General features: G+C 42.9%; 14 protein-coding genes, 1 pseudogene and 2 riboswitches. Of the genes and pseudogenes, 13 read left to right on the forward strand and 2 right to left on the reverse strand.

Features of this window, described 5'->3' with window-relative positions; genetic code table 11:
* Positions 1-166: 166 nt before the first annotated feature.
* The 6 genes and pseudogenes from O0550_RS02135 (at position 167) to uvrC (ending at position 5,560) form a co-directional block, all read left to right on the forward strand.
* A complete protein-coding gene (locus O0550_RS02135; protein ID WP_258425555.1) occupies positions 167-943 on the forward strand; it encodes an enoyl-CoA hydratase in 777 nt (258 codons plus the stop codon).
* A 12-nt stretch (positions 944-955) separates the two neighbouring features.
* Entirely contained in the window at positions 956-1,723 is a 768-nt protein-coding gene (locus O0550_RS02140) for an electron transfer flavoprotein subunit beta/FixA family protein (RefSeq protein ID WP_258425556.1), read from the forward strand.
* A 14-nt stretch (positions 1,724-1,737) separates the two neighbouring features.
* Positions 1,738-2,700 carry an electron transfer flavoprotein subunit alpha/FixB family protein gene (locus tag O0550_RS02145; protein ID WP_258425557.1) on the forward strand — a complete coding sequence of 321 codons (963 nt, stop codon included), beginning with the start codon at positions 1,738-1,740 and terminating at the stop codon, positions 2,698-2,700.
* A 189-nt stretch (positions 2,701-2,889) separates the two neighbouring features.
* A pseudogene (locus tag O0550_RS02150) lies at positions 2,890-3,015 on the forward strand (MBL fold metallo-hydrolase); the annotation flags it as partial.
* A 226-nt stretch (positions 3,016-3,241) separates the two neighbouring features.
* Positions 3,242-3,556 (forward strand): thioredoxin, encoded by a 315-nt coding sequence (gene trxA / locus O0550_RS02155; RefSeq protein WP_003334951.1) that lies wholly within the window; start codon positions 3,242-3,244, stop codon positions 3,554-3,556.
* A gap of 180 nt (positions 3,557-3,736) precedes the next feature.
* The gene (gene uvrC / locus O0550_RS02160) at positions 3,737-5,560 is read left to right on the forward strand and encodes an excinuclease ABC subunit UvrC (protein WP_258425558.1); all 1,824 of its coding nucleotides are present in this window, start codon (positions 3,737-3,739) and stop codon (positions 5,558-5,560) included.
* A 2-nt stretch (positions 5,561-5,562) separates the two neighbouring features.
* Here uvrC and O0550_RS02165 read toward each other — a convergent pair whose 3' ends face one another.
* Complete coding sequence (locus tag O0550_RS02165; protein WP_003338901.1) at positions 5,563-6,498, reverse strand: SDR family oxidoreductase; 936 nt, start codon at positions 6,496-6,498, stop codon at positions 5,563-5,565.
* A gap of 160 nt (positions 6,499-6,658) precedes the next feature.
* A riboswitch (Lysine riboswitch) is annotated at positions 6,659-6,849 on the forward strand.
* A 205-nt stretch (positions 6,850-7,054) separates the two neighbouring features.
* Between O0550_RS02165 and O0550_RS02170 the strand changes: the two genes are divergently transcribed.
* The 3 genes from O0550_RS02170 to metX all read left to right on the forward strand — a co-directional run bounded on the left by O0550_RS02170 (position 7,055) and on the right by metX (position 10,662).
* Positions 7,055-8,293 carry an aspartate kinase gene (locus O0550_RS02170; RefSeq protein ID WP_258425559.1) on the forward strand — a complete coding sequence of 413 codons (1,239 nt, stop codon included), beginning with the start codon at positions 7,055-7,057 and terminating at the stop codon, positions 8,291-8,293.
* 180 nt (positions 8,294-8,473) lie between these two features.
* A complete protein-coding gene (locus O0550_RS02175) occupies positions 8,474-9,295 on the forward strand; it encodes a GNAT family N-acetyltransferase (protein ID WP_258425560.1) in 822 nt (273 codons plus the stop codon).
* A 51-nt stretch (positions 9,296-9,346) separates the two neighbouring features.
* Positions 9,347-9,457, forward strand: a riboswitch (SAM riboswitch).
* 104 nt (positions 9,458-9,561) lie between these two features.
* On the forward strand, positions 9,562-10,662 hold the full coding sequence (metX, locus tag O0550_RS02180) for a homoserine O-acetyltransferase MetX (RefSeq protein WP_258425561.1): 1,101 nt from the start codon (positions 9,562-9,564) through the stop codon (positions 10,660-10,662).
* Between the two features lie 106 nt (positions 10,663-10,768).
* Here metX and O0550_RS02185 read toward each other — a convergent pair whose 3' ends face one another.
* The gene (locus tag O0550_RS02185) at positions 10,769-11,248 is read right to left on the reverse strand and encodes a DUF2507 domain-containing protein (protein ID WP_022584144.1); all 480 of its coding nucleotides are present in this window, start codon (positions 11,246-11,248) and stop codon (positions 10,769-10,771) included.
* Between the two features lie 517 nt (positions 11,249-11,765).
* Between O0550_RS02185 and O0550_RS02190 the strand changes: the two genes are divergently transcribed.
* The 4 genes from O0550_RS02190 (at position 11,766) to O0550_RS02205 (ending at position 18,934) form a co-directional block, all read left to right on the forward strand.
* Complete coding sequence (locus O0550_RS02190; RefSeq protein WP_003334941.1) at positions 11,766-12,377, forward strand: succinate dehydrogenase cytochrome b558 subunit; 612 nt, start codon at positions 11,766-11,768, stop codon at positions 12,375-12,377.
* Between the two features lie 18 nt (positions 12,378-12,395).
* The gene (sdhA, locus tag O0550_RS02195; protein ID WP_003338894.1) at positions 12,396-14,159 is read left to right on the forward strand and encodes a succinate dehydrogenase flavoprotein subunit; all 1,764 of its coding nucleotides are present in this window, start codon (positions 12,396-12,398) and stop codon (positions 14,157-14,159) included.
* Positions 14,160-14,161: 2 nt separating this feature from the next.
* Positions 14,162-14,911 carry a succinate dehydrogenase iron-sulfur subunit gene (gene sdhB / locus O0550_RS02200; protein ID WP_003334938.1) on the forward strand — a complete coding sequence of 250 codons (750 nt, stop codon included), beginning with the start codon at positions 14,162-14,164 and terminating at the stop codon, positions 14,909-14,911.
* 198 nt (positions 14,912-15,109) lie between these two features.
* Positions 15,110-18,934: a S8 family serine peptidase gene (locus O0550_RS02205; RefSeq protein ID WP_258425562.1), complete on the forward strand. Its 3,825-nt coding sequence runs from the start codon at positions 15,110-15,112 to the stop codon at positions 18,932-18,934.
* Positions 18,935-18,937: the final 3 nt, after the last annotated feature.

Here is an 18,937-nt window from a genome sequence, read left to right on the forward strand (position 1 = left end):
TCTCCATACAGCGTTTTGCAAAAGGTCTTCATTATTTCACATCAATAAAACTTGTAAAAACACTTTTGTATAGGGATTTCCTCTGATACAATGTTGCCTAGGTTCTATTTTGTACAAAGCTGATCGGGCGCTCATTCACTCGTTCGGTGTAAAAGGGGGACAAAGCATGTCGTATCCAAATCTTACGCTTGTAACAGAAGGAACTATCGCTATAGTAACGATTAACCATCCGCCAGCGAATGCGTTAAATCAAGCTACACTCACCAGCTTGGCTCAGGCTTTGGATGATTTGGAGCAAAATGATCAGATAAGAGCCATTGTTATTACTGGCGAAGGGCGCTTTTTTATCGCAGGTGCTGACATTAAAGAATTTACTGCACTGGCTGAACAGAGTCCACAGCAGGTGGCGGAGCGAGGACAACAATTGTTTCTGCGAATGGAGACGTTTTCTAAGCCGATTATTGCTGCAATAAATGGAGCTTGCCTAGGCGGAGGATTAGAGCTTGCCATGGCTTGCCACATCCGTTATGTAGCAAAGGAAGCAAAATTAGGCTTGCCTGAGCTTAATTTGGGACTAATCCCTGGATACGGTGGTACTCAGCGTTTGCCGCGTCTAATTGGACGAGGAAAAGCTACACAACTCATACTGACTTCCGATATGATTGATGGAGAAGAAGCTCTTGCGATTGGTTTGGCAGAAGCTGTTTATCCAGTGGAACAGTTATTGGAAGAAAGTAAAAAGCTAGCTCGTAAAATTTCAGAAAAGGGTGCGATTTCTGTCAAATGCGCACTGGATGCCATTCACAGCGGTGTTGAGCTGGGATTATCTGCTGGAATGAAACGTGAAGCTGAATTGTTTGGGCAGGTATTTACTACTGAAGATATGAAAGAAGGCGTAACTGCTTTTCTTGAAAAACGTAAACCGCAATTTTCCAATCGATAGGAGGTTTCAACCATGAAAATCTTAGTTGCGATGAAGCAGACCTTTGACACCGAAGAAAAGATCATTATTCAGGACGGACTCATTAGTGATGATGGCGTGGAAACGATTATTAATCCTTATGATGAATATGCCATTGAAGAGGCAATCAAGCTACGAGATGATCTTGGCGGCGAGGTTATTGTAATGACCGTAGGCAAAGATGGTGCCGAAAAAGAGTTGCGCACCGCTCTGGCTATGGGAGCCGATCGAGCAGTGCTAGTAGATGATGAATCATTATTTGGTGATGAATATACAACAGCAAAGGTACTAGCGGCCGTTGCCAAAAAAGAAGGATTCGATCTTATCCTAGGTGGACAAATGGCTGTGGATTCCGGCGCAGGTCAAGGTGGTCCTCGTTTAGCTGAAGAGCTATCTATCAACCATGTTTCAACAGCGGTGAAAATTGACATTGAGGGTACGACGGTTCGGGTAGAACGCGATGTAGAAGGAGACACGGAGGTAGTCGAAACCTCCCTACCGGTCCTAATCACGGCACAGCAAGGCTTAAATGAACCGCGTTATCCATCATTACCAGGCATTATGAAGGCGAAAAAGAAACCATTGGATCGTCTGTCCGCAGATGATTTGGGGCTTACAGAAGAAGAGGTAGCAAGTAAAACCGAGATCGTGTATCAATATGTACCGGAAAAGAAAGAGGCAGGTCGTATCTTGTCAGGTGATATTCCAAGCCAAGTGGCTGAAGTAGTGCAACTACTGCGTAACGAAGCAAAAGTGATCTAAGGGAGGACTTCCAAATGAAAAAAGTACTCGTACTAACTGAAGCACGTGATCATCAATTGCGTAACGTTTCCTTGGAGGCATTGGCTGCCGCCCAGATCATTGCAGAGGGTGGCGAAGTAGTAGCTGCCGCATTTGGTAGCGATGCAGATACATATGCCAATGCGCTGGGGGAATACGGAGCGACTAGCCTTTATGCAGTAAAAAATGCAACATTGGACCAATATGCTCCAGATGCTTATGCACAGGCTGTGGTAAAGGTCATTCAAGAGGTGAATCCAGACGCTATCGTAGCAGGGCATACAGCGATTGGACGTGATATCGCACCACGAGTTGCTGCTCGATTAGGATTAGGTCTGATTTCAGATGTGACTAATGTGGAAGCAGGTCCAGTTTTTACACGTCCTATTTATGCAGGGAAAGCTTTTCAAAAGCGCATCTTCTCCGATAACAAAATATTCGCAACGATCCGTCCAAACAATATTGCGCTGAGTGAAGCAAAGGCAGGTCAATCTGCTACAGTGATCGCGATAGACGTAGAACTAAAGGATCTACGCAGTGTTATTAAAGAAGTCGTTCGCAAAACATCTGGCAAAGTAGATTTATCTGAAGCAAAGGTTATTATCGCTGGTGGTCGTGGCGTGAAGAGCAAGGAAGGCTTCCAGCCGCTAGAAGAACTAGCTGAGGTTCTAGGAGCAGCAGTTGGTGCTTCCCGTGGAGCTTGCGATGCAGATTATTGCGACTATGCACTGCAAATTGGTCAAACGGGTAAAGTGGTAACACCTGATTTATATATCGCTTGCGGAATTTCTGGAGCTATTCAACATTTGGCAGGAATGTCAAACTCCAAAGTGATTGTGGCTATCAATAAAGACCCAGAAGCCCCTATTTTCCAAGTAGCTGACTATGGAATCGTGGGTGACTTGTTTGAAGTAGTACCGTTGCTAACCGAGGAATTTAAAAAGGTAGTAGTGGGATAAAACATAATAAATATGATTGCTTAGACTACGGTTGCTTAAGAAAGGACCGTAGTTTTTTGCTTTTGTGGAGAAATTACTTTAGAGTAAGAAAAGATGAAAAAATCATATTAATGAAGAAATACAGAGCAACGATCCGCTACGAAATAAACAAGAGAGTCAGGAGGGAAGAAATTGCAGCAACTGATACAAATGTCAAAACGTATTTTATATCTTACCCCCTATCAGGAGACTGATCGTCCCATATTAGCAGCAATAGTGGGAGATAGAAAAACACTTTTGATTGATGCCGGCAATTCTTCCAGCCATGCGAAGCTAAGAGTTAACTGAGGATGAGGAAGAAACGATTTGCTTTTTTGTTCATGGATTTGAGCAACTGTAACGAATGGATTCAACCATTTTGTAGCAGGATAAGATAGAAATAGGAATTATTTTTTCAAAGTATAATGAAAGTATTTTGAGTCATGGTCAATTTTGGCTATAGATGATATACTTTCAGAAGGCTTTAAGTTATTTTTTTAAGAGTAAAGGAGGATTTTATCCTATGGCTATTACAAATGCAACTGATCAATCTTTTGCACAAGATATCGAACAAGGTACAGTATTGGTAGACTTTTGGGCTCCATGGTGTGGACCTTGCAAAATGATCGCTCCTGTGCTTGAGGATATGGATAAAGAAGTAGGCGAAAAGCTTAAAATCGTGAAAGTAAATGTTGACGACAATCCAGAATCTGCTGGTAAATTTGGCGTTATGTCCATCCCAACTTTGATTCTTTTCAAAGACGGTCAACCTGTGGACAAAATGGTTGGATTTAAACCAAAAGATGCTTTGATGGAAACAATCAACAAACATCTGTAAGATTGTTGCAAAAGAACAAGTGCGTCTGAGTCGAAATGTACAGCATGCGTTCTAAAAGCCCGGCTCCTGAAAAGGAGTGCGGGTTTTTTGTTTCCTATCCCAATCTTTATAAGTAGGAAAAAGAGAACAAGTGTGCTAGGATAAAGGATAGGCGAAAAAACCATTTGGATTCGGAAGAAAATGGATCGAGTACATACTACTAGGAAGGGAGAACGCGACGTGAGTCAGATCAAAGATAAGCTTGCGATATTACCGGATAAGCCAGGCTGTTATCTAATGAAAAATGCGAATGGCGACATTATCTATGTGGGAAAAGCTAAGGTATTAAAAAATCGCGTTCGTTCCTATTTTACTGGCAGTCATGATGGTAAAACTCAGCTATTAGTAAATGAAATTGCTGATTTTGAATATATTGTCGTCTCTAGCCCGATTGAGGCGCTTATTTTAGAATGTAATCTGATCAAAAAATATGATCCTAGATACAATATTTTATTAAAAGATGATAAGACATACCCCTATATTAAAATTACCAATGAGGCGCATCCGCGTTTGGAGATCACGCGTCGCGTTTTAAAGGATAAGGCGAAGTATTTTGGACCGTATCCCAATGCGACCGCTGCCCAAGAAGTGAAGAAGCTGCTGGATCGTTTATACCCGCTGCGTAAATGTAAAAATATGCCGAAGCAGGTATGCTTGTATTACCACATGCATCAATGTATGGCACCCTGTGTGTTCGAGGTGGATAAGGCGGAGAATCTACGTATTGTTGATGAGATTGCTAGATTTCTAGATGGCGGTCATAAGGCGACGAAGGAAATCCTAACAGAGAAAATGATGATGGCTGCCGAAAATTTAGAGTTTGAACGAGCAAAGGAATTTCGTGACCAAATTCATAATATTGAAGCAGTCATGGAGAAGCAAAAGATTACATTGACTGATACAGTTGACCGCGATATTTTTGGTTATCATACCGATAAGGGCTGGATGTGCGTTCAGGTCTTCTATATGCGTTCAGGTAAACTAATCGAGCGTGATACAAGCTCGTTTCCTTTTTACGGAGACGCTATAGAGGATTTCATGTCGTTTGTAGCACAGTATTATTTTGAAAAACAGCAAGCTCTGCCAAAAGAGATTTTACTTCCTGAGGAAAGTGAGCCGGAGCTGATCTCGGAATGGCTAGGAGTAAAAGTGCTGACTCCAAAACGAGGGAAAAAGCATGAACTAATTGATATGGCTAACGAAAATGCTCGCATTGCCCTAGCTGAGAAATTTGCCCTATTAGCAAAGGATGATGCCCGTACTGTGCAGGCTGTCCATAATTTAGGCAACATTATGGGAATAGGAACCCCTCTTCGTATTGAGGCCTTTGACAACTCTAACATACAGGGAACGGAACCTGTCTCGGCCATGGTTGTCTTTACCGATGGGAAACCAGACAAGAAGGAGTACCGAAAATATAAAATAAAAACAGTAGAAGGCCCTGATGATTACGGTTCCATGCGAGAGGTTATTTTACGTAGATATTCTCGCCTGTTAAAAGAAAATCAGCCATTGCCAAATCTAATTGTAATTGATGGAGGCAAAGGTCAAATTAGTGCGGCGATGGATGTGTTAGAAAATGAATTAGGACTGTTCATCCCCGTCTGTGGACTCGCTAAGGACGAGAAGCATAAAACAGCGATGTTACTCTATGGTGACCCGCCTATGCCTGTAGAGCTTAAACGGGACAGCCATGAGTTTTATTTGTTGCAACGCGTCCAGGATGAAGTACACCGCTTTGCTATCACGTTTCATCGTCAGGCCCGTTCGAAAACAATGCTTTCTTCCCAATTAGATGAGATACCAGGCATAGGAGAGAAGCGGCGGAAGAAGCTGTTTCAGCATTTCGGCTCGTTGAAAAAGATGCGGGAAGCAACAGTGGAAGATTTCCGCCAGCTGGGTATTGGTGATAAATTAGCAAGAGATATTATTGCGCACTTAAGAGGATTGAAGGATGAGAAATAAGCTTATTTCTTCATAATTTTGTGTAATTGCTTTTTTACAAGTAGCTCTATGAATCTCCAGGGTAATATTTTTTTACTAAAGAGTAAGCTTTTGATGCTTTTTCCAACCGGATAACGAAAGGACGGATTAGGAGCTTTTACAATACGTAATACGGTGTGGACTACTTCTTCTGGATCGCCAGAGTGCATGGCGTTGTGCTTGGCTTGCTGTTGCAAATACTCTAAAAAGGTATGATAGGGAGACTCAGGTGAGAAAGCTGCTGCTTCTATGCTTTTTTCCCATATATCAGTTCGATATGGCCCAGGCTCTATTAGGACCACCTTGATGCCAAATGGGAGCATTTCTAAGCGTAGAGATTCACTGAAGCCTTCTAGTGCATGTTTGGAAGCGGTGTAGGGACCGAGCATAGGGAAGCCAAATTGTCCGCAAATGCTGCTCATATTGATAATGAGACCGCTCCTTTGCTCACGCATGGGTTTTAAAACCGCTTGAGTAGTGGCTACCGCTCCAAAAAAATTGGTTTCAAACTGACTGCGCCAGTCCTCTAGAGGGATTTCTTCAGTAAAACCGCCAGTCGCATAGCCAGCATTGTTAATCAATATGTCTATCTTGCCAAATAGTTGTAGCGTTTGGTCGATGGCCTGCGTAATACTATCTTGTTTCGTAACATCTAAGGGGATCATGTGTAAACGGTCCTCAATGCCACGGGCTGAAGCCTCTTGAAGAAGAGGCTCTTTTTTTGTTACATCACGCATTGTGGCGATCACTTGATAGCCAGCTTCTGCAAGAGCGATACTAATTTGTTTTCCAAAGCCGCTTGAACACCCAGTGATAAGAACAACAGACGAGGTGGATTTTGAGTTCAACTGTACGGGGGAAGGTGTGTTATTGTCCGTGTTTGCCTCGGTTTGGTTCTGTAAGGTTTTATTATCTTTCATTAGAAAGCCTCCTTTCATGTCCTATTTAAAAAGGTACGAAAACTATGCTCATTGTATCACGCTACTATCTTCTTATATCCTAAAAAGAATTGTAACGGATAAAGTAACGTGATATAATTCTGAATAATCTCATAAGCAACAACCTCACTTCCCTATACAGGAGTGAGGTAGAGGCGCAAAAACCAAGAGTACCCTCCGGAGATATGGGAATCTATGATGGAGCTGGAAAAGGGGAATTTGCCGAAGTGTGCACGCGATACCCAAGCGGTGCATGCTGGGCTTACGTTGAATAAGCGTAAGACTGTCATTTGTATGTCCTACCCGTCATGCAAATGGAGAGCTATCTCACCGGGCTGCTAAAGCTATTATTACTTGCTTTGGCATTTCCGTGAATCAGGGGAAGGAGGGACCGTGTATGTCCAGTTAGGGCAACGACTAGGTATTTCCTTTGTCGTTGCCTTTTTTGTACTTCAATTAGTAAAAAGCTTTCATTATAAATGAATCAAGGAAGGCATATGATCCAGACTAGCAGAATATACCAGAGGAGAGATTCGAAATGGAAATTGTGGTGCAAAAATACGGAGGAACATCCGTAGGCTCTGCGGAGCGTATTCAAGAGGTAGCACAGAGAATTATCCGTTATAAGGATGCCGGGTATGCCATGGTGGTTGTGGTATCTGCTATGGGAAAAACAACAGATGTGCTGGTCGATTTAGCAAAGGAATTACATGAGAGCCCACCTGCTCGTGAAATGGATATGCTGCTTGCTACAGGCGAACAGGTTTCCATTGCGTTACTTAGTATGGCCCTACAAAGCAGAGGGTACGAAGCTGTGTCCATGACAGGCTGGCAAGCTGGCATTTTAACGGAAGAGAAGCATGGAAAGGCACGCATTAGTACGATCAACAGTCAACGGATTGAGCAAGAAATACAGCAGGGGAAAATTGTCATCGTAGCAGGGTTTCAAGGAGCTAGCGAAAACGGAGAAATTACAACATTGGGACGGGGCGGGTCTGATACTACAGCGGTAACAATTGCGGCTAGTCTACAGGCTACCTGCTGTGAAATCTATACAGATGTATCAGGGGTATTTACAGCCGATCCGCGTATTGTTTCTCGTGCACAAAAGGTAAGCTCCATTTCATATGATGAGATGCTAGAATTAGCAACTCTAGGAGCTGGTGTCTTGCATCCACGTTCTGTGGAAAGTGCAAAAAAACATCGAGTTCGACTTGTGGTTCGTTCCAGTTTTACAGAAGAAGAGGGAACATTGGTTGAGGAGGAGACAAACATGGAGTTAGGCAAAGTAATCAGCGGAATAGCTCATGACAAAGATGTATCTTCTATAACGGTTATCGGAATGCCTGTAAAAGTAGGCATGTTATCCTTATTATTTAAAGCATTGGCGGACGCTTCAATTAATGTAGATATCATTATTCAAAGCACCTATCATGACAAAGCAAATAATGTTTCCTTTACGATCTCCGCTGACGATTTACATAGAACGCTGGAGACCTTGGCGGCTCATCAGGAAGAGTTAGGCTTTGAGCATGTGGAATATGAATCTGGCCTTGCAAAAGTTTCAATTGTAGGAGCTGGTATGATAACCAATCCGGGAGTGGCAGCCGATATGTTTAGTCATTTATCCAGCCAGGATATTCTCATTCGGATGGTATCTACCTCTGATATTAAGGTATCTTGTGTGATCCCGGCAGAAAAAGTGGCGCAAGCTGTAGCTACACTGCATACGGCGTTTGGATTGGATGTTTCTGCCGATGCTGTCGTGCACGCTTAATTTGTTTTAGATAAAACAGAATGTAGAGTGCTTCAAATGGACAGGGATAGGATTGGATTAATCAAGGAGCCTGGTGGAGAGACGTCCACCGGGCTTTATGTGTTTTTTCTGAATTCTATTGACAAATAGTACACTTTTTCAAATAATGGAGAGAAAAACTTTTGGAGAGGGAATTGTCAAATGATCCGAAAACTAACAGAAGCAGATTATGAAGCATTTATAGAATTGGTATCACAAGAGAGAAGCTTGAACTTATTTCTTATTGGTGATGTCGAAAATTTTGGCTTTTCTACCCCTTTTCAAGAGTTATGGGGAGAATGGTCAGCAAGTGACCAGACAAAACTCTCCGCGGTACTCCTGCGGTATTATCACTCGTACGTATTTTATGCTTTGGATAGGTTTGATCTCGAAGGGTTCAGTGAAATTATACTTGCTGACAAGAAGCTGGAGGTTTTATCAGGAAAACAAGATTCTTTGCAAGCTTTTGCAAGCCATCTTCCGAAGCATGAGATCAAAACTACCTATTTTGCAGAATTAGAAGATGACGCTCGATTATCTCAGGATGACATCAAGGGATTTGAGGTAAAAAAAGCCACAGTTCATGATGTCGTAAAAATCGTCAGCCTACGTGATCAGATACAAGAGTTTGGCAGATCTGCTGATGCAGAAGAAGCATTGAAACACACACTGGAAAGCGGTACAGGGAGAACCTATTATGTAGAGGTGAACACAGAAACGGTAGCCTGTGCTTCAACAACAGCCGAGTGTTCGATGGCTGCTATGATTGTTGGTGTTTGTACGCATCCCCTTCATCGTAAGCGGGGATATGCTAGTGCTTGTATGGTAGCGCTGTGCAGGGATGTTTTGGCGGAAGGGCGAAGCTTGTGCTTGTTTTATGATAACCCAGCGGCTGGAGCTATTTATAAACGTTTGGGCTTTCAGGACATTGGAATGTGGACGATGTATCAAATAAAAAGAGAAGAATCCTTTTCGTTGAAATAGATTGACAATTCTTACTCAAAAGAAGTATGATAAACAGAATTATATAGAAATCTCTTATCAAGAGTGGTGGAGGGACTGGCCCGAAGAAACCCGGCAACCCCGCGAGAAGCGGAGAGGTGCTAAATCCAGCAGGCACACATAAAGTAGTCTGGCAGATAAGAGCGGGTCTAGTCGATACGATCAAACCCCTCTTCTCCGGAAGAGGGGTTTTTTAGCACATAGGTACCTGTACTTTAGGGCATCAAGTGGAAATAGGAGGAATTGCATTGAGAAAAGCAACGATTCACAACCTGGCGTTGGAATGTGGCGAGGTGCTCCGTCAAGTGGAAATCGGTTATACAACAAGCGGTACGTACAATTCTGAGCAATCGAATGCAATTTTGGTTTGCCACGCATTAACTGGAGACAGTCAAGCGGTAGGTGATGGTGAAAAGCCAGGCTGGTGGGATGGGCTGATTGGGCCCGGAAAAGCAATTGATACCGATTATTATTACGTGATTTGCACAAACGTCTTAGGTGGCTGTTACGGAACAACAGGTCCTGCAAGTATGAATACGGAGACTAAAGAGCCATATGCAACTCATTTTCCTGTTGTGACGATCCGAGACATGGTACGCGCCCAATACAAGCTCATTGAGCAACTGGGGATTTCTCATCTATATGCGGTCATTGGCGGTTCGATGGGTGGTATGCAGGTTTATGAGTGGGCGGTTGAATATCCCCAGATGATGGATGTAGTGATCCCAATAGCTACCTGCGCTCAGTTATCAGCTATGGCCATTGCTTATAATGATGTGGCAAGGCAAGCGATTTGTAATGATCCAGATTGGAATAATGGACATTATTATCCTCAGTTAGGTCCTATTCGCGGCTTGGCAACAGCACGTATGGTTGGCATGATTACATACCGGACAGCCGAATTATTTGAAGAACGATTTGGCAGGGCCCATCAAGGCACCGTGCATGCCGACTTAGTGGATACTACATTTGAAGTGGAAAGCTATTTACGTTATCAAGGCGATAAGCTCGTGCAGCGCTTTGATGCAAATAGCTATCTCTATCTCCTAAAAGCAATGGATACACACGATATTGGTAGGGGAAGAGATGGGATTGAAAACGCATTGTCACGTATCAAAGCCAAGGTAGTCTGTATAGCTATTTCCAACGATTTGTTGTATCCAATTCCTCATCAGCTTTGGCTATCCTCTACGTTAAAACAACAGGGGAAGGATGTTGATTTTTTTGCAATTGACTCCGTATTTGGACATGATGGTTTTTTAGTTGAAATGGATAAAATGGCTCAGCTAGTAGGGCCTTATTTTCCTGTAACAGTGAAAGAGCAACAAACCTCACAATTAATTGGATAACCAGCTTATCAGATGTTGAAGAGAAAGCAGACAGGTAGGAAACCATGACAATGACAACTAGTAACGATGAAACGAATATAAGAGCTCTGCACGTAAAAACAGGTTGTTACCCTGAGATAACAACCTGAATGTGTGCAGTTGGTTCTTTTTTTTTGTCCTTTCCCAGAAGAGTGAGTGTGGCATTTGACTCACGCTCTAACCACTTGCCAATCGATCCGGCAATAAAGCCTGTCTCAAACTGTAGGGTGCGTTCTAGTCGGTTTGTAGTCTGCATGGTAAGATGAGGATGAGTCAGGAGATATTCAATTTGTCTAGCTGTACACAAGGTTAATTCCAGCTTTCCTAAGCCGAGCTGGATGAAGGCTAATATCAAATCTTCCGCCGCATGTATATGATAGGTCTCGCCTATCTCTTTCCCCATCCAATAAAGAATAGGAGCTTCGCAATCTCCCAGTAATTCCTGAGTGACTACATTTCGAAAAAAGAGATGACCGGCAAAAGGCATGTTCATTTGTTGCATGCGCTGACAATCATATACTGAAAACTCAGGTAAAAGCTGCTGTAGGATATCAGTAGCTTGTCTCACTCTAGCTCGTCCTCCTTTTGTGCATGATTTCTATTCTATGAGAGAAAAAAACAATTATGCTAAGACTAGGAAAATGATAGGAGTAAATGAGGGATGAGTCAGAGTATATCTGATAGATACGTGGTCATAATAAGAATAAATAACAAGAAAAGCTAGGAATGATATAGATTACAATTAATCTAAGAATGTATTAAGTCTATTCAATTGCTTGACGCTACTAAGAGGTAGGAGTACAATTGGTTTTGGTCACATAATTTCCAATCTTTATTCTTTATTTAGACACATCTCGTTTACGCCCGCGGTTTTTTATGCGTTGGATTGACAGACTTTTAAAACCATTTCGCAAACTGGAAACATTTTGTGTTTCCCTATTGAGGGATTGGTTTTTCGTGAATAGAGGATGTTCTTCCAAAGTGGAAGCGGAGCGGAACATGTGTCTTGCTTGAGCCTGCATGGTGATGGCATAGGTATTGTAAGATAACATTTTCCACACATCAATGAAGGGGGGACCCAAGGCATGGCAAGTAAGAAAAACTTCGCTTTGCACAAGCTTCACACTCTACTCGGGTTGTTTCCGATCGGGTTGTTTTTACTGTTCCATTTAACGGCGAACTTTCAAGCAACCAAAGGGCCGGAAGCATTTAACGAAGCGGTTGGCCTAATTGAAAAGGCACCGTTCTTATTGTTTTTGGAATTTGCATTCATTTATCTCCCACTGTTGTTCCACGCCATTTACGGTCTATATCTCGCATTTCAAGCAAAACCGAACAATGGCAACTACTCGTTTTTCCGCAATCAAATGTATCTCTGGCAGCGTATTACAGGTGTTTTCACGCTGATTTTCATAGCGTGGCATGTATGGCAAACACGTATTGTCAAAGCACTTGGTACTGCCGAAATTAACTATGACCTCATGCATGATATTTTTACTAACCCAGTAATGATAGCGTTTTACGCTGTAGGTGTTCTATCCGCTGTGTTCCACCTTTGCAATGGTGTATGGTCGTTCTTAGTGCATTGGGGCATTACAGTAGGGCCACGTTCACAACGTATGGCAACTTATTTCACCATGATCCTGTTCGTAGCATTATCCTACGTAGGCTTGCGTGCCGTATTCGCATTCGTGTAAGAGAAGGGGGAATAAAACATGGCGAAGGGTAAATTAATTATTGTCGGCGGTGGCCTAGCTGGACTAATGGCGACAATTAAAGCAGCAGAAAAAGGGGTAGCCGTAGAACTTTTTTCCCTAGTTCCGGTTAAGCGCTCTCACTCAGTCTGTGCGCAGGGCGGTATTAATGGAGCTGTTAATACCAAAGGGGAAGGCGACTCTACTTGGGAACACTTTGATGACACGATTTATGGCGGTGACTTCCTAGCGAACCAACCACCAGTAAAAGCAATGTGTGATGCAGCACCTGGAATCATTTATATGCTAGACCGTATGGGAGTTATGTTCAACCGTACTCCGGAAGGATTGCTAGACTTCCGTCGCTTTGGGGGAACGAAGCATCACCGTACTGCATTTGCTGGAGCAACGACAGGACAGCAATTACTATATGCACTAGATGAGCAAGTACGCCGTTATGAGACGGAAGGACTTGTGAAAAAATATGAGTACTGGGATTTCCTCGGTGCCGTTCTTGATGATGCGGGTGTCTGTCGTGGGATAACTGCACAGAGCATGCGTTCAGGTGAAATTAAAGCCTTCCATGCGGATGCAGTTATCATGGCGACTGGTGGCCCTGGGATTATCTTTGGTAAATCTACTAACTCTATTATTAACACAGGTACAGCGGCATCTGCGTTGTATCAACAGGGTGTTATTTACGCAAACGGAGAATTTATCCAAATTCACCCAACTGCTATTCCTGGCGATGATAAACTACGCCTCATGTCTGAATCAGCTCGTGGAGAAGGTGGCCGCATTTGGACGTATAAAGATGGGAAACCATGGTACTTCTTAGAGGAAAAATATCCTGCATACGGAAACCTCGTACCACGCGACATTGCGACTCGTGAAATTTTCCATGTCTGTGTAGATATGAAATTGGGTATCAACGGCGAAAACATGGTGTATTTGGATCTGTCTCATAAGGATCCAAAGGAATTGGATGTAAAACTAGGCGGTATCATTGAAATTTATGAAAAATTTGTTGGGGAAGATCCACGAAAAGTACCAATGCGCATATTCCCAGCAGTTCACTATTCCATGGGCGGTATGTGGGTAGATTACAACCAAATGACAAATATCCCGGGTCTATTTGCTGCAGGTGAGTGCGATTATTCTCAACATGGCGGTAATCGTCTGGGTGCGAACTCGCTGTTGTCTGCTATTTATGGTGGTATGGTTGCTGGTCCAAATGCAATCAATTACATCAACTCGTTGGATAAGCTCTCAGATGATCTTCCAAGTAGCTTATTTGACAGCTATTCCAAGCAAGAACAAGAGAAATACGACAACATCTTAAAAATGGACGGTACAGAAAATGCGTACGTAATCCATAAAGAGTTGGGCGAGTGGATGACTGATAACGTAACAGTGGTTCGCTACAACGATCGATTGCAAAAAACAGATGATAAGATTTTGGAGCTCATGGAGCGCTACAAAAACATCAACATTCAAGATACACAGCAATGGAGCAACTCTGGAGCGCAGTTTACACGTCATTTATGGAACATGCTTGTTCTAGCTCGTGCTGTTACAATTAGTGCCCTACAACGTGATGAAAGTCGCGGCGCACACTACAAGCCTGAATTCCCTGAGCGTGATGATGAACGCTTCATGAAAACGACGATGGCGAAGTATAATCCAGAAACAACAGCGCCAGAAATCTATTATGAGGATGTAGACGTTTCCTTAATCAAACCACGTAAGCGTGACTATACCAGTGATAAAAAAGGAGGGAAATGATCATGGCTGATCGTTTAATCCATCTGATCGTTACCCGACAAGACACACCTGATTCCACGCCTTATAAAGAAGAGTTTAAAATTCCATATCGTCCAAATATGAACGTAATTTCAGCGTTAATGGAAATTCAACGCAACCCGGTTAACTCCCAAGGCCAGAAGACTAAGCCGGTCATTTGGGAATCTAACTGTTTAGAAGAGGTGTGCGGTGCTTGCTCGATGGTCATTAACGGAAAACCACGCCAAGCCTGTTCCGCTCTAATTGATAAGTTAGAACAACCAGTGCGTATCGAGCCAATGAAAACGTTCTCTGTACAACGCGATTTAACTGTAGATCGCAGCCGCATGTTCGATGCTTTAAAACGGGTGAAAGCATGGATTCCGATCGATGGTACCCATGATTTAGGACCAGGACCACGAATGGCGGAAGTAGATCGCCAATGGGCATACGAACTATCTAAATGTATGACCTGCGGTGTGTGTTTAGAAGCATGTCCGAACGTAAATGATAAATCACCATTTATTGGTGCATTTGCTATTTCTCAGGTGCGTCTATTTAATGAGCATCCGACAGGAAAAATGAACAAGCATGAGCGTTTAGATTCCTTGATGGAGGAGGGCGGAATTAGCTACTGCGGTAACTCGCAAAACTGCGTACAGTCTTGCCCGAAAGGCATCCCGCTTACTACTTCCATTGCTCATATGAATAAAGAAACCACGAAGCATGCTATTAAATCCTTCTTCTTCTCGTAAGAAGATACCTTCTTCCCTTTTTATACGACATGAATTCAGAAAAAGCCTTCTCGATAGTGAGAGGGCTTTTTTATATTTTGAAAAAATTGGTAGTATGCTTTCCTTCCCTTGTAATGGTACGGGTGTATACCCATAAGCTTCCTTTGGCAAACTGATGAAGATACTACATGAGGAATTTTCACCAGGAGGGGGCTGCGTATGAAGAAACAAATGATCAAAGTGCTTTGTACCGGTGCAGTTGTACCGTTGCTATATTATCCGGTCAATTACGTTGGAGCAGATACCGTTTTACATAACCACCAGACGATTGATAACACGCAGCAAATCATTTCACGTGAGCAAATTCAAAAAGATATTTGGGAGGCGACTAGTGCTTCTTTTCCAAAAAAAGCAGGCGGTCATTCCCCGGGCAATCTTTTTAACATGCTTCAGAATCAAGCAAACGAATGGAATGCCTTGAAGCATGTGATGAAAGGAGAGTCTGTGGCTAAAGCTGGAAAATCTACTTTGTCGATGATCGAGGCAGATAGAGCCTGGCAGGAGTTGGGTGTAAAAGGGGAAGGGATGTTGATTTCCATTGTGGATACAGGCATTAATCATAAACACCCTGATTTTCCAGCACCTCACGATAAACAAGCAGCACAAAAAAAGTCTGGAGCATCACAAAAGGTTATTACAGGATATAATTGGGCTGATCGCAATCAAATAACTCAAGATGTAGGGGAATCTCAGCATGGTGTGCATGTGGCGGGAATAGTAGCGGGAAATGGTAAAGTAAAAGGGGTTGCACCCGAAGCTCAATTGCTTAGCGAAAAAGTTTTTAGCAATTATCAGGGGAGCATTTCTGGGCTTAGTGAATCCATTTTATTTGCAATGACCGATTCTATTGCTAAAAAAGCAGATGTGATTAATCTTAGTCTGGGGTCTTCCGCTGGATATGTAGATGAGACGAATACCGAACAGTATGCGGTCAAAAATGCTGTTGACAGTGGTGTTATCGTAGTCGCAGCAGCTGGGAACGATGCTTATTTTGGTAGTGATAAAGTAAAGCAAGCCAATCCCGATCACGCCATGATCGGGTCACCTGGATTGGCTCCAGATGCTTTTAGCATTGCATCGGTTAATGCCACTACGTTTGCTGGCAATAGTTTTGCGCTTGAGGGTGTTGATCAGTTGCCGCGTGTGGTCTATTTGACGGGAATTCCTATCAGTGGAAGCCCGTTGCAACCTGAGCAGTATTTATCCCAATCACATGAAATGGCGTATGTTGGGAAAGGAAAAAAAGAAGATTACAATGTTAGTGTTAAGAATAAAGTCGTTTTAATTGAACGCGGAGATATAACCTTTGATGAAAAGCTGCGTCTCGCTAAGGAAGCGGGTGCGGCTGGTGCTCTTATTTATAACAATCAAGCAGGGCCCTTTTTGATGAGTGGAAATGAGAGTAAAAATATACCAAGTGCATCTATTTTAAAATCAATGGGCGAAGCAATGGCAGAGAAATTGAAAAAGGGTAAAAAGGTAAAAATTACCTTTGATGGCCAGTTTGCACAAAATGAATTGCCATATCCAGAAGGTGGAACCATGTCCTCCTTTTCCTCATGGGGACCTACGCCGGATTTACAATTTAAACCGGAGATATCTGCACCTGGTGGTGGAATTTTGTCCACTGTTTCCCAAGACGGATATGGGGTAAAAAGTGGTACATCAATGGCAACTCCGCACGTTGCAGGAGCAATGGCCTTACTTAAGCAGTATTATCAAAAACAAGGATATTCTTTAGAAGGACGAGAGCTGGTTGAAACTCTAAAAGCAGTAGCCATGAACACAGCTCAGCCTGTACTTGATCCGCGTACGTCTAAGTCAAAGGATGAAAAGCTCCCGCCCCTTCCTTATTCGCCTCGTGTGCAAGGGGCAGGCATTATGCAGGTGGTCAAAGCTGCAAAATCTCCCGTTGTTATTACTAATAAAGAGGGAAAAGCAGGTGTATCCTTAGGGCAAATCGGTGAGAAACGAACGTTTAGCCTCATCATTTCTAACAAATTCGGCAAAGAGCCACTCACGTACACACTTAGTGATGAATTCGGTGTGTTAACTGATCAGATAGAGAATGGATACTTTAGCATGAGAGAGACGCGATTGCCTGGGGCCAAGGTTCAATTCCAAACCCCAAGCGTTACAGTAGCTCCAGGTCAAAAACAAGAAGTTCAGGTAACTGTAACTGTGCCAAAGACTGCCCCTAAACAAAGGTTTGTGGAAGGATACTTACTATTTACCCCCAAGCAGGCTCATGTACCTGCCCTGAGAGTTCCCTATTATGGTTTTTATGGAGAATGGAATGAACCAAGAATCATGGACGCTCCGATGTGGAGCGCTGAGAGTCAGGAAAAGCTAACCAGTGTCAAAACAACATGGTATCACGATAAAGAAAGTGACAAATGGCGTTTCCGGGACGCACTGGGTGTGAATGGTGTAGATGAGAATGGTCATGTATTAATCAACCCAGACCATATTGCTTTTTCACCAAATGGAGATGGTCATTATGATAAGGCAGCGCCATCTATTACGTTCTTACGTAATGCGCGAGAGCTTTCTATTAATGTTACAGATTCAACAGGTCAGGTTGTTCGATCTCTCGTAAAAGATGGTAAGGTAAATAAATTTGACCAATCAAGAAAAGGTGATTCCTTTTTCTTCACGGAGAAAGAAGAGTGGGCTTGGGACGGAATGATCTATTCCTCAGATAAAGGGGCCTATGTACCAGCACCTGATGGGTCATATCGATTTGTCATCCGTGCGAAAAATGATGGGAGCAACGCCAAGTGGCAGACGCTTACCCTACCTGTACGCGTGGATCGTCAAGCACCGCAAATCACAGCGCAACTAAATAAAAATAAACTTCAGTGGCAGACAAAAGATAAGGATATTCAAGGGTATCTGCTGTATGTGGATGGAAAAAAAACAGGTGGACCTTATGCCCCGACAATTACACAAGCAGTAGTTAGTCAGCCACACAAAAAAATGACGCTGGTTGCCTATGATTACGCGGGTAATATCTCCTATACTCATATCAATGGACAAAGTGATTTTACACCGCCGGGCATCGAGTTTCCTGATCAGATTTTTCAACAAATCATGGTTAGCAATCAAAATCATGTTGCTATTCGTGGCAAGGTGACAGGCGAAGACATGATGGATCGGGTTAAGCTTACGATCAAAGAGCAACCGGTAAAAGTGGAACCAGACGGTCGATTCCAGACAGTACTAGACTTGCCAGAGGGAATACAATATGTACCTTATAAAGTGACAGATGCCTTTGGAAACACCCGTGAATTTACCCAACGGATTATCGTGGATAAAACGCCACCTATTTTGCAATTTGTAAACGATGGTAACGAGGATATTGTGTTTGACGCGACCAGCAAAAAGATCGTTGTCCCTCTGCGCTGGATGTATCGTGATATGAATTATAAAGGAAGATTGAAGGTTAATGGTGAAATAATTGCAAGCTGGGAAGAGGATCAGATTGAGAAGCCTGTTCATAAATACTTTTCACATCAAATTGCTCTTAAGCATGGTGAAAATAAGGTTTTAGTTGAGGCGATGGACGAAGCGAAGAACCTGACAACACAATCTGTTATATGCTATGCAGATGCAATGACAGGATCAGCGGTTGTTATGCAGGACCAAAAACGTATTATGTACAAGGCACTTCCTGCTAAGCCGCTTTCTGTGGGTTTTGCAAAGCCAAGCTATGACGATACAGCAGGTTCTACACTTCATGTGAGAGGACGGGTCATTAAACAAGCTGATACAGAGCTGTCCTTTTACTATGGCGATCAGCGTTTGTATGGTGATGTAAGCGATCAGGGAGATTTTCTATTAGAAATTCCACGGGTAAAAGAAGGCAGAGAAACGATCACCGTAGTGGCACAAGATCTATTAGGGCGAGAAACAAAGGCCCAGGCTATAGTGACAGGCAGTAAAATACAATCAAAGCGGTTAAAGCCGAATCGGCAAGAATAAGTG

Source organism: Brevibacillus halotolerans (assembly GCF_026891775.1).
Classification (GTDB): domain Bacteria; phylum Bacillota; class Bacilli; order Brevibacillales; family Brevibacillaceae; genus Brevibacillus_B; species Brevibacillus_B halotolerans.